At 67.6% G+C, this 11,775-nt stretch carries 8 protein-coding genes, 1 tRNA gene and 4 pseudogenes; 8 read left to right on the top strand and 5 right to left on the bottom strand.

What is annotated here, in order from left to right:
• Positions 1 to 138 precede the first annotated feature (138 nt).
• From ACFYWI_RS37910 to ACFYWI_RS37885, 6 genes and pseudogenes are all read left to right on the top strand, one after another.
• Positions 139 to 527, top strand: a pseudogene (locus tag ACFYWI_RS37910) (cytochrome ubiquinol oxidase subunit I); the annotation flags it as partial.
• Positions 525 to 1,253, top strand: a pseudogene (locus tag ACFYWI_RS37905) (cytochrome d ubiquinol oxidase subunit II); the annotation flags it as partial. The pseudogenes ACFYWI_RS37910 and ACFYWI_RS37905, both read left to right, overlap by 3 nt.
• A 118-nt stretch (positions 1,254 to 1,371) precedes the next feature.
• The gene (locus ACFYWI_RS37900) at positions 1,372 to 2,013 is read left to right on the top strand and encodes a hypothetical protein (RefSeq protein ID WP_389240660.1); all 642 of its coding nucleotides are present in this window, start codon (positions 1,372 to 1,374) and stop codon (positions 2,011 to 2,013) included.
• Between the two features lie 323 nt (positions 2,014 to 2,336).
• Positions 2,337 to 2,924, top strand: coding sequence for a hypothetical protein (locus ACFYWI_RS37895; protein WP_389240658.1), 588 nt, complete (start codon positions 2,337 to 2,339; stop codon positions 2,922 to 2,924).
• A 279-nt stretch (positions 2,925 to 3,203) separates the two neighbouring features.
• Complete coding sequence (locus tag ACFYWI_RS37890; protein WP_389240656.1) at positions 3,204 to 4,499, top strand: cytochrome P450; 1,296 nt, start codon at positions 3,204 to 3,206, stop codon at positions 4,497 to 4,499.
• 126 nt (positions 4,500 to 4,625) lie between these two features.
• Positions 4,626 to 5,003 (top strand): signal peptidase I, encoded by a 378-nt coding sequence (locus tag ACFYWI_RS37885; protein ID WP_389240654.1) that lies wholly within the window; start codon positions 4,626 to 4,628, stop codon positions 5,001 to 5,003.
• A 129-nt stretch (positions 5,004 to 5,132) separates the two neighbouring features.
• Here ACFYWI_RS37885 and ACFYWI_RS37880 read toward each other — a convergent pair.
• From ACFYWI_RS37880 to ACFYWI_RS37865, 4 genes and pseudogenes are all read right to left on the bottom strand, one after another.
• Positions 5,133 to 5,210 (bottom strand) — tRNA-Met (locus ACFYWI_RS37880).
• A gap of 229 nt (positions 5,211 to 5,439) precedes the next feature.
• Positions 5,440 to 5,709, bottom strand: a complete 270-nt coding sequence (locus ACFYWI_RS37875; RefSeq protein ID WP_389240652.1) for a hypothetical protein — start codon at positions 5,707 to 5,709, stop codon at positions 5,440 to 5,442.
• A gap of 379 nt (positions 5,710 to 6,088) precedes the next feature.
• Positions 6,089 to 6,481 (bottom strand): annotated as a pseudogene (locus ACFYWI_RS37870) (VOC family protein); the annotation flags it as partial.
• Between the two features lie 320 nt (positions 6,482 to 6,801).
• Complete coding sequence (locus ACFYWI_RS37865; protein ID WP_389240650.1) at positions 6,802 to 7,233, bottom strand: hypothetical protein; 432 nt, start codon at positions 7,231 to 7,233, stop codon at positions 6,802 to 6,804.
• 498 nt (positions 7,234 to 7,731) lie between these two features.
• On the opposite strand from ACFYWI_RS37865, the gene fusA reads away from it, so the two are divergent.
• The gene (fusA, locus tag ACFYWI_RS37860; protein ID WP_389240648.1) at positions 7,732 to 9,837 is read left to right on the top strand and encodes an elongation factor G; all 2,106 of its coding nucleotides are present in this window, start codon (positions 7,732 to 7,734) and stop codon (positions 9,835 to 9,837) included.
• A gap of 299 nt (positions 9,838 to 10,136) precedes the next feature.
• Complete coding sequence (locus ACFYWI_RS37855; protein WP_389240646.1) at positions 10,137 to 10,586, top strand: hypothetical protein; 450 nt, start codon at positions 10,137 to 10,139, stop codon at positions 10,584 to 10,586.
• A gap of 180 nt (positions 10,587 to 10,766) precedes the next feature.
• Here the strand turns inward: ACFYWI_RS37855 and ACFYWI_RS37850 are convergent.
• Positions 10,767 to 11,114 (bottom strand): annotated as a pseudogene (locus ACFYWI_RS37850) (glycoside hydrolase family 15 protein); the annotation flags it as partial.
• Positions 11,115 to 11,775 lie beyond the last annotated feature (661 nt).

Genomic DNA, 11,775 nt, shown 5'->3' with positions numbered 1-11,775 from the left:
ACCGGATCGGCCTCGTGGCCATCCCGGCTGCTGGAAGAGCAGTCGCCAGGCGCGCTCGTCGCGTCAAGCCTCCCACCGCAAGGTAGGGCGGAATCCCCTTCCTGAGCTTACGAAGGGAGGAGAGCGCTTCAGCACTTCCTGTTCGTTCCACTGAGATCTCCCTCGCTGCGCTGGTCGCCTGCCTGGAGACGGCGTGGGTGCGCACGGGCAAGGAGAAGTACCTCCAGGCAACGAAGTTCTGGGGCAGGCTCTTTCTGATCACCATCGCCATGGGAGTGGTCACCGGCATCGTGCAGGAGTTCCAATTCGGTATGAACTGTTCGGACTACTCGCCTTCGTCGGCGACATCTTCGGCGCCCCGCTGGCCTTCGAGTCGCTGATCGCCTTCTTCTTCGAGTCCACATTCATCGGGCTGTGGATCTTCGGCTGGACAGGTTGCCGAAGAAGATCCATCTCGCCTGCATCTGGCTGGTGTCCATCGGCTCCATGCTGTCCGCCTACTCATCCTGGCGGCGAACTCATGGATCATCGTCTGGGGCGTGTCCTTCGAGTACCGGGCGAAGCGCAGTTCGGAACGCTGGCAGACCAACTGGGAGCACGCCATCTTCTGGACCTCGCTGCTGCCCGCCCTGCTCTGGGGCGTCGCCTTCGGCAACATCGTCCGCGGAGTGGAGATCGACGCGAGTAGGGAGTATGTCGGCACCTTCCTCGACCTCCTCAACCCGTACGCCATCCTCGGCGGGCTGGTGTCCCTGACTCTGTTCACCTTCCACGGGGTAGTGTTCACCGCCCTCAAGACGATCGGAGACATCCGGCTGCGGGCGCGCAGGCTGGCAACGATGCTGGGGCTCGTGACCGCTGTCCTCGCACTGGGTTTTCTGACCTGGACGCAGATCGACGGGGGAGACGGCACCAGCCTCGTCGCGATGATCATTGCTGTTGTGGCGCTCGTCGGGGCGATCGCGCTCAATGCGACCGGGCGGGAGGGCTGGTCCTTCGCCCTGTCCGGAGTGACGATCGTCGCCGCCGTCGCCATGCTCTTCCTGGCGCTCTTCCTGGACGTCATGCGGTCCTCGCTCAACCCCGACTGGAGCCTGACGGTCGACAACGCCTCGTCCACTGCGCTCACGCTGACGATCATGACCTGGTGCGTGGGGATCGCCCTACCTCTCGTGGTGCTGTACCAGGGCTGGACGTACTGGGTCTTCCGTAAGCGGATGGGGACCCGGCACATCGCCGACACCGCCCCCTGAGCAGCCCGGGTTCAGCCGTGGCGGCCACTGGCGGTGGCTGTGTGACGGCCATGGCGGGCAGGAGGAGGCCGCGGTAATCGGAGTGCGGCACGGGCAGGACCCACCGCAGACTTTCCGGGTGATCGTTCTGCAGCCCGTTCTCGAGATCTACGCCCCCGAGGGCTTTACCCTCTGGCCCGTCGCCGAGTTCGAGCCCTACGGCTTCATGCCGCTCAGCGGCCGGCTCGATCCTGCCGAGGTCGGCACAGCGGTGATGCGCATCGCCGACTACAACGACATCGACCCGGAGGACGACGACCGCCCGCAGCGCCCCGCCGACCCGCTCGGGAGCTTCCTGCACGGACTGCTCACCATGGACGACCTCCTCGCGCCCGGCGGCCTGCGGGTCATCGACACCGCAACCGGCACCACCTTGGTCCCGGGCTGCTGCAACGGGCTGGAGGAGCGGTGGGACTGGCTTGAGGCCGTCGACGGTGACGGCTCGGCCACGTTCGGTCATGATCCCTCCCCGCTCGCCGAACGCCTGGGCGACATCGTCCGATTGACCGTCGACACCGAGCTGGACGACAGCCCGGCGATCGAGCTGCCTGTCATAGAGCTGCGCCGTCTGCTCGCCGACGCTGAGCGCGACCTGATCGACTTCCTCCAACTGGCTGCCGCCTGGGCCGCCCGGCACCTGCCCGACCACGCCACCCACCTCAACGCCGGTCTCGCCCGCGCCCTGGGCCTGCCCGCGCCGGTCGTAGCGCCGAACTCCTGAGGCCACGTGCTGGTGCCTTGCACTTCGGTTCCCTGCCGGCGGCCTTCGCGAGCAGCCGGCGTCGGCTTTTCCGCCGGGCCTGCGAACTCGGTGCGCAGGTGGCCTACACCCACTGGGTGCCTTCGGCTGCGGGGCTGGATCCAAGGAACGCCCCACGTCGACCGCCGCTCGGTGCAGCGGCTGAAGTGCAGCTCCCCCGTTCCTGTTCACGGGAACAACTGTCGCAGGCGGGGCTCGGAGTAAGCGGCGAACGGTCGCCCAGCACCGCCGCTGCGTGCGAGTCCTGATCCCGGCATGTCAGTCGTGCGCTGTACGTTGCCGCCATGGGCATATATCTGGTCGGTGTCGGCGCGGGGGACTGGTTCGGTGGGGACGAGGGTGGGTGGGGAGAGGTTGCCGCGGCGCTCAACGAGGAGCTGGGACAACGGGGGCTGCCGCCGTACGAGTCCGTACCCGAGGCCGCCGACTCTGTCCGTGGTTCGGGGCAGGCCTTCGAGGAGAAGCTGGTCCCCTCCATGGACGGGTTTGCCGCACTGTGCGAGGCGCACCTTTCGCCGGAGGAAGGGGAGACCGTCTTCGGCTGGACGGTTCTGGTGCCGGTGTCCCTCGACGAGGAGATCCGGTTGCCCGTCGAGTGCAGTCATACGGACTCGACCGTGGTGGCCGGTGCTCCTCAGGTGCTGGCGATCGCGGAAAGGCTCGCAACGGCCATCGACCTGCCGACCGAGGTTCCGGCGATGTGCGACACCCTTGGACTGACCATGTGGTTCCTGGACGGAGGAGCGAAGGAACTGGCCGCGGTCCGACCGGGACCATGGAGCGCCGATCTGGACACGGCCTTCTACGTCGCGCTGTATTTGCGCGCTGCCCAGCACTCGCTTCGGCGTGGCTGCCCGATCGTCTACTCCTGACAGCCGCACTGACTCGTCCTCGGGATCGGCCGACCGGTCGCAGGCTCTCTTCTTCAGCCGTTGCCGACACGCAGATCAACTGCGCACGTCACGCGATCCGTTGAAGTGGAAGGCGAGCAAGGCGGTCTCAGCCCGTCCATCGGCGGCCCGTGCGCTCGGTGTGCCGGGTTGTGTCCGTCCTCGACAGGTGATGCCCGAACCCGCATACGAAGATCCACGATTCGGACAGAAATTTTGCAACCGGACAGATGCGCTCACATGCGCCGTTAGCGTGGTGCGATGCACACCTCCGCATCTCTGCTGCCGGCCCTCCGGCCCCGCACTCAAGAACGCCTCTATGACTTCTACGAGGAGCTGCGGAGCGCCGACGATCTCTTCTGGGACCGCCGCCTGGATGCCTGGATCGCGACCGGCCACGCAGTGGTCAGCAGGGCCGCGGCCGACCCGCGTCTGTCCTCGGTGCGCTATCCCGATATCGAGGCCGTCTCGGAGGAGCTGCGGCCGCTGGCCCGTGTCCTGAGCCGGCAGATGCTCTACAGCGACGCCCCCGACCACTCCCGGCTCCGTGCCCTGCTCAGCAGGGCCTTCACCCCCCGGTCAGCAGCCAAGCTCCGCGACAGGATCTCCGGGGCTGTCGAGCAGATCATCACGCGGGCGGCGCCGACCGGGCGGATGGACGTCGTCGCGGACCTCGCCCGCCCCCTGCCTCTGACCATCATCTGCGACCTCCTCGACGTGCCGGAGCAGGATCGACCCACCCTGTCCTCGTGGTCGGACCCGATCGCCGAGGCCATCGGCAGCTCCCGGCTCGACGCCGAGCACAACCGGGCGGCCTCGCAGAGCATGGCGCGCATGCTCGCCTACCTCCGCGAACTCCTCACCCGCCACGACTCCCCGCCCGCCCCCCACACCCTGCGCGCACTCCTGACCGCACAGGCCCAGAACACCGACCAGGACTTCGACGAACTCCTCGCCAACTGCGCCCTGCTCCTGATCGCCGGCCACGAGACCACCACCCACTTCATCGGCAACGCCGCACTCGCCCTGCTCAGCCACCCGGACGCCGCCGACCGGCTGCGCCGCCGGCCTGACCTGATGCCCGCCGCGGTCGAGGAACTCCTGCGCTACGACAGCCCGGTACAGCTGATGCTCCGCCGGGCGCGGCACGACCTGGACCTGGCGGGCCGCACCATCCCCGCCGGGCAGGTTGTGCTCCTCGTGTGCGGTGCCGCCAACCGGGACCCCGCAGCTTTCCCCGAGCCGGACCTGCTGGACTTCGAGCGGCCCGGCGGGCGGCACGTCGCCTTCGGGTACGGCCCGCACTTCTGCCTTGGCGCGGCGCTGGCCCGGCTGGAAGGCGCGATCGTCCTGGAAGCACTCCTCACCCGGCTTCCCGGCCTGCGGCTCGACGGCCCCCCGCCAAAGTGGCAGCGCAGCCTCAACTTCCGCGGGCTCACCCGCCTGGACGTCGCCTTCACCCAGTTCTCGGCCGATCACGACAGCGGCCGCACACAGGCCACGGCGACCGACGGTTCGCCATGCAGCGTCAGTCGTGCGACGAATGCCGGTACGTAACCCGCTTCGTACGACCTCCCCGCCGGCCGCGACGACTGCGCCCCGGAGAAGTGAGGCATGTGGTCCGTGACCCTGGCGTCACCGATGATTCAGAGGCAGCTGGGACGGGTGTTAGCGTCCGGGCGCATGGACGACAACGTGTACGTAGGGAACGCGGGCATGGACGCGGCACTGGATCGGGGATGGCTGCTCGGGCACTTCAAGGGTGTCGGTGATTCCCGCAACAGCGATGCTGTGGAGATCAAATGGGGCATCCACCCGCGTGGCGACGAACGACAGCAGTGGGTGAGGGGTGAAGAACGTACAGCCGTCCTGGTGCTCATCAGCGGTCGCTTCCGTGTCGAACTCCCGGGCCGCAGCGTTCTGCTGGCACAGCAGGGTGATTACGTCGTGTGGGGCCACGGCGTGGACCACTCATGGGTTGCGGAGGAAGAGTCCGTGGTGCTGACCGTTCGATGGCCCTCCATAGCCGGCTACGCAGTGCCGCAGGAGGAGCGGGTGTGAGCGCAGCGAGAGCCGGGTCAGCTGCGGGGCGGGGCTGGGCCTTTTCCGTCGGCCCCGAGGCGGCTGACGCAGTGCCGAGCCCGTGAATGCCTCCGGCCCCTCAACGCCTGAACGTTGAGGGGCCGGTCTTGGTAGCGGGGGCAGGATTTGAACCATGCGACCTCTGGGTTATGAGCCCAGCGAGCTACCGAACTGCTCCACCCCGCGTCGATAGAGCCAGTGTACGGCATCGGCCGTGCCCGGACAGACACATTTACGCCTGGCACTCGCCTCGTGGGCGAAGGGCACACTGTTCCTTTGGCTGCCGCTCAGGCCTGACCATGACTCAGCTTGCCTCGTGGACACATCAGTTCGGGACAAAACCTTCGCGCTGAAGACGATCGCGTCGGACGGTGCCCAGCAGGGTCGGGGGCGTCGTCACGGGGGAGGGTCACCGTCACTGGCCGTCCTCGGCCGCAGGCGGGACGCCGGTCCGGCCGGGATAGTCGGGGTCATCCTCTGCCGTCGGCAGCTCCCGGTGCCCCTCGGTCCACGAGTTGGACCAGCCGCACACTCCGCACGCGTATCGGCCGTCCATGCCCGCGATTCTTGTGCCGCAGCGTTCGCATTCGGTCTCGGTGATCTGAGGACCTTCGGCAGGTGCGGGCGCATCCGGTCCTGCCTGCGTGATCCCGGACGGCTGCGACGTCTCGTGTGGCGCGCTCATTCGTCGGAGGGTAGTGCGCCGCCTGCCCACTCGGGCGAAGCCCCGCTGATTGGGCCGCAGTTCGCACAGCTCCAGGATCCGCCTGGGCCCTGCTGGGCGGCGGCTCCGCACCGTGGGCAGTTCACCGGTGTCCCCTCCCCGTCGGGTGTGCTTGCACGTCAAGGATCCTGCCCACGCGCGGGCCGTCAACCCCATCTGTGAGACCTGCGGGTGTTCTGTCCGGTTCGGTGCGATGCTCGACCCGTTCCAGGGGGCGGCTGATTGCGGGACCCCGACCTGCTGAGCGGGTCTGGGTCTCGTCCTTGTCCGGATGGCTGCCCACGGCTGGGCTGCATGAGAGCCGGCGACGCATCAGCCATGTCAACAACGCTGCGGATCAACGCGACCGGGCCGCTGCTTCCCGCTCGGCCGCGCTGCGCTCGACGCAGAACTCGTTGCCTTCGGGGTCGGCCAGCGTCGCCCAGCCGGTGCCGTCGGGGCGGCGGTGGTCGGCCACGAGGGTGGCGCCCAGGGCCAGCAGCCGCTCGACTTCCTCGTCCCGGGTCCGGTCCTGCGGCTGCAGATCCAGGTGCAAGCGGTTCTTGACAGAGGCGGCCTTGCGCTCGGGGACCGTCACGAACAGCAGCCGGGCACCCGGCGACTCGATCAGCGCCTCAGGGTCGCCCGGGCAGTCGTCGTCGGCCAGCGGAGAATCGAGGGCACCGGCCCAGAAGCTGCCGAGTGCGTAGGCGTCGGCGCAGTCGATGGTCATGTGTCTCACCAGGGAAGCCATGCTCCCCACTATGTCCTGGTAGACCACCGGCTTCCGCCTTTTCCTGCCGGCAACGCGAACTCCGGTAACCCGTTGCCGGACATGGTTCGGTCCCCTGCCCGGGCAGTCGCCGCCATCCCCGGGGCCGTGCGCCTGACAGCTCTGTCCTCGTCTCGGACCAAGCTTGATCATCCCAACTCTCACGACGCGACCGCGCTCCCGCACGCTAGCGGGGGACCGAGACCGGTGCCTCGCCCTCGCCAGGCCCTCCGATCCGGTTCACAGAATCAGCGGAGTAGCCCCCGTGAACTCGCTCGTACGTCCTGGGCAGCGGACTGTTCTCACAGCTCGGAGTCCCTCGCGAGATTGTCCCAGAAGATGCTGCGGAGAGCATGATCGGCGTCCTCGCCCGACGGGATGCCGGGGGTCTCCTGGAACCACACGACGGTCAGTGCGGAGTGGTGCAGCCCCGAATCTCGTTCCGGATCGATCGGCTGAGAGGTGAACGACCCCACGCACGTAACAGCAGGCAGCAGTTCGACGGGGCCGAATCCTCCGGCGGGAAGGTCGGGGTATTCCCTCACCGGCGCGAGCAGGTGCACCGGGGCTGAGGGGCTGGCCTTCTCGGCGTTCCTGAGCAGGTTCTCCAACTTGAGGTCGTTCCAGCGCTGGGAGGGATACCCCTCCAACATTCCGCCGTAGGTGGAAGACAGCCGTACCTCGGAGAGTTTGATCAAGCGGCCGGAAGAAAGGACTATGTGCGCCAGTGCCATGGCACCAAACTACCGGTGCTACAGACGCGCCCGCTGTCGCCTCCGACGCGAAGCAGCTGCGCCGGGAACTCCGGCATCAGCGTCGGTCGTGCACTGTCACGGGGCAATACAGGGCGCGGGGACGGTAATTCGGATGCCTGAGTGTGCCCCTGCTTCTATGCTCGCTGTGCGTGCTGCCGGCCATGTCAGTGCGTCTTTCGACGAGTGAGGGGAGCTCGGCCGTGTGTTGTCGCACCGCTGTTGTCGTTCCCCGTTCACGGTACGACGTGATCCTGATGTCCATGTGTGCCCGGTGCCCGCTGCGCGGCCGGCACCGGACACCTGTGACGAACGCCTGAACCCCTCTGCCTGGTGAGCCCCCTGGCCGGTTGCGTCCCGATGCGGTTGCGCCGCACCAGGGGATGATGCCGGGTCAGGGAATTGTGCGGCTTGACCCCAGGCTGCTTCGTCCGGGAATTGCGCTGCCCTGCTCCAGATCACTGTGAAAGGCCTTGGGCCGTGCGTACCGACTTGCACCGTCATCCCATCAGTCCACTGACCGGCATCCGGAATCTGGGCATTCTCGCCCATGTCGATGCCGGTAAGACCACCGTCACCGAACGGATCCTGTACCTCACGGGCGCAACCCACAAACGGGGCGAGGTTCACGACGGCACGACCGTCACCGACTTCGACTCGCAGGAGCGCGATCGTGGGATCACCATCTTCGCCGCGGCGGTGAGCTGCGTCTGGGACGGTCACCGGATCAATCTGATCGACACACCAGGCCATGTCGACTTCTCCGACGAGGTGGAGCGCTCGCTGCGGGTGCTGGATGGCGCGATCGCGGTGTTCGATGCTGTCGCGGGAGTCGAACCGCAGAGCGAGGCGGTGTGGCGCCAGGCCGACCGTCACGCAGTACCGCGGATCGCCTTCGTGAACAAGCTGGACCGTGCCGGTGCCAACCTCGACACAGCAGTCGCGTCGATACGGGAGCGGTTGCGTACGGTCCCGCTGGTGGTCCAGCTGCCGATCGGGCAGGAGGACGGGTTCACCGGGGTGGTGGATCTGCTGCGTATGCGCTCGCTGGTCTGGGGCGCCGGCGGTGACTCGTTCGAACAGGGCCCGGTGCCCGACGACCTGCTCGAGGAGGCACAGCGGCGCCGCCGCGCGCTCGAGGAGGCGGTGGCGGAACTCCACCCAATGGCGTTGGAGGAGTTCTGCGCTCGGTCCACGATGACCGCCCAGACCCTGGCCGCGGCTCTGCGCGATGTGACCCGCAGCGGTGAGGGCGTGGTGGTGCTGTGCGGGTCGGCCTACCGCAACCGCGGGATCGAGCCGCTGCTGGAGGCCGCCGTGGCCTACCTCCCCTCGCCTGCCGACGTGCCTGCGGTACGCGGCACCCTGGGCGGCACGGTGCAGGAGAGGGCCGCCGATGCGACGGCGCCGTTCGCCGCACTGGTCTTCAAAGTGCATTCGACCGCCACAGGACGGCTTACCTGTCTGCGCGTGTATTCAGGAACGATCCGGAAGGGAGACACCGTGCTCGACGTGGGCGCACAGCGCACTGAGCGGATCGGCCGGATCCTGCGGGTGCAGGCCGACCGCCACGCCGAGGTGGACCGGGCCGTGGCCGGGGACATCGTCGCCGTGATCGGGCCGAAGGCCGCCCGCGCGGGAGCCACCCTGTGCACACCGGCGGCGCCGCTGCTCTTCGAACCGCCCGCCGCGGCCGATCCGGTCGTCTCCGTAGCGGTCGAAGCCCGAAGGAGTCTCGACAGCGACCGGCTGGCGTCGGCCTTGGCACGGCTGGTCGAGGAAGATCCGTCCCTGGTGGTCCGGACCGACCCCGAGACCGGGCAGAGGGTGCTGTCGGGGATGGGCGAGCTTCACCTGGAGGTCGCGGTGGAGAAGATCCGCCGCACCCAGGGGCTGGATGTCGGCGTCGGCCGACCGCAGGTGGCATACCGCGAGACGGTCACCCGCGGGGTGTCCGGGCTGGTGTACCGGCACGTCAAGCAGGACGGGGGCGCGGGCCAGTTCGCCCACGTCGTCCTCGACGTGGACGCCCATAGGGCTGGCGACGCAGCCACCGGTGACAACGCCGACGGAGGGGACTTCGTCTTCCGCTCGACCGTCACCGGTGGACGGGTCCCGCAGGAGTACGTCCGCGCGGTGGAGGCCGGTTGTCGTGATGCCCTGGCCGAGGGCCCCCTCGGCGGTCACCCGGTGACGGGACTGCGGGTCACCCTGACCGATGGAGCCACCCACTCCAAGGACTCCTCGGAGATGGCGTTCCGCACAGCAGGCCGACTCGCACTGCGGGAGGCACTGCGCGCCAGCGCGATGGCACTCCTGGAACCGGTGGTCGAGGTCACCGTCACCGTGCCCGACGAGGCCGTGGGCGGGGTGCTCGGAGACCTGGCCGCACGACGCGGCCGGATCTCCAGCCAGGCCGCGCGGGCCGGCACAGCGGTGATCTGCGCGACCGTGCCGCTGGCCGAGCTGTTCGGCTACGCGTCCCGGCTGCGCAGCCGAACCCAGGGACGGGGAACCTTCACCACCCGGGGCGCCGGCTACGTCCTCGTGACGGCAGCGGTGTCCGACGGAACGCTGTCTCGGTAGCTCCACAGGACGGCCCCGCCCGCTGGAATTCGCCGGACGCGGGCGGGGCCGTCCCAACGGCCTGCGAACAGGCCGGGACCGCCGGGGCTCGCCGGTCGGCTCAGCCTTTCCCGGTCGACCGGATCGACCCTGAGCTGATGAGCAGAACTCCGCGCGCGTATTCAGACCGGGTAAGTGACGGATGTGCAAGGCTCATTGAGGGATTGCGTGGACCGGACGGGTGGCTGGTGACGGTGACGTCTTGCTCAACCGTCCAAGCCGAATACAGGCGCTGGGGAGGGAACTCGATGGAGTTGTGGATGGGGATCATCGCCGTTGCCGGCACACTGTTGGGTGCAGTCGTCTCGCATGTCCTGCAGTCCCGCACGGCCGGCCGACTTCACGCCGGCGCGCTGAGCGCCGAGACCCGACGCGAACTCCGCCAGGCCACCGCTCGCTTCCTCGCCTCCGAGACCGTGTTCCGCCGCCACCAGTACGACCGGTGCGGCCTGCGCGAGGCTGGTGCTCCGGAGAAGGACGCTGCAGCGGCCGCCGCGCTGGAAGCACGCTCGGACGTGATCGCAGCCCTGAGCGAGGTCCAACTGCTCACCGATGATGCACCCACCCGCGAGCGACTCACCGAGTTGGCCGAAGCATCCTTCACACTGCACCACGCCACTGACGACGAGGACCTGGCCGTGCGCTCAGCTCGGGCGCGGGCCGCCGCCGACGCCGTGGTCGAGGCCGTAGGCCGCCTGGTTCGCTCCTGACATGTGCGTTCAAGGAGTTGCCGTCTCAGGGCTGTTCGGGTTTGCGAGCCAGGAGGCAGCCGTGCTGCCTCTTCACCCGCTCGTTGGGCTCCTGCAACAGTCGTGCGGTGACGACGAGTCCGGCTCGGCCCAGTAGTTCGGCGAGGCGGTCCTGTGGCAGGAAGTACGACCGATAGGAAACCGGATGGCCGTACCCCTGCGTCGGACGCCAGTGCTCGAGTACGTGGTGGCCAGCTGAATGCCGCGATCGAACGCGACCCAGGTCATCAGTCGGCTGTACGTGAAGTTCTTCTGGCCGCCGCGGGTTTCCCAGATCCCTTCGTCGGGCCGGTCCCAGTTGTCGGCGAGCCAGTCCAGTACGTCGCTGATCGCCTTCCAGCCGCGGATGGCCCCCATGTCGTGGCCCTGTGCCAGGGCGTCGGCAGCTTCCCCGTAGATATCGAGCTGGACCTGGTCCGCCGCGGCGTTGCCGGCCCGTACCGGCGACGAGCCCATGTACCCCTCCAGGTGGTCGAGGACCTCCTCCGTCGCTGTGATCATGCGGCGACTCCCGGACGGATGGCAAAGATCTTCTACCAGGACGGACAGCATTTGCCAAGTCCCGAAATCTCGCAACATGACGAGCTTCGATTGATGGGACATGATTGAGGCGTAGATTTACACAGAACGCATGGACCACCGACACCTCGAGAACAGCCCTGGTGGCGCGCTTTACCGCGCATGCGCTTGCTTGGCCCAAGGCCCGTAAATTTGCGCGACTGCGTCCTGCCCCAGTCATGTTAGCGCAATTCTCGTGAAGGTCAGCCAGCAAGCCGCTCAGCTTGAAAGGATCCCAATATCATGAGTGACGACGTTAGGTGTTCGAACTGTCACCAGCCGATGGAAGAAGGTTGGCTGGCGATATGGAACCCCATTACTCTCCTAAATTTCGTCAACTGGCAGCCGGTTAAGCCTGGATATGCCCGGTTTCGGCGGCCGAAGGGCTCCGAGAAAGTCATTATCCCCCGTACGGGTGGCATGGGGTGCCCTAGAGCTCGAATCTGCCGACCGTGTAAGAACGTCACTTTCTCATACGCGGAGGACCAGCTTGACTAAGAAGCCGTATCTCAACCGATCTTGGAACCTGCAAGTCGAACGGAGTTCCTGGTCGGGTGATCTTCCGGCCGTACGCGCATGAAGGCAGGGCCTC

This window comes from Streptomyces sp. NPDC002889, assembly GCF_042888425.1.
Lineage (GTDB): Bacteria > Actinomycetota > Actinomycetes > Streptomycetales > Streptomycetaceae > Streptomyces.
The sequence above is the reverse complement of the archived record's forward strand: the minus strand, read 5'-3'. Positions and strand labels throughout refer to the sequence as shown.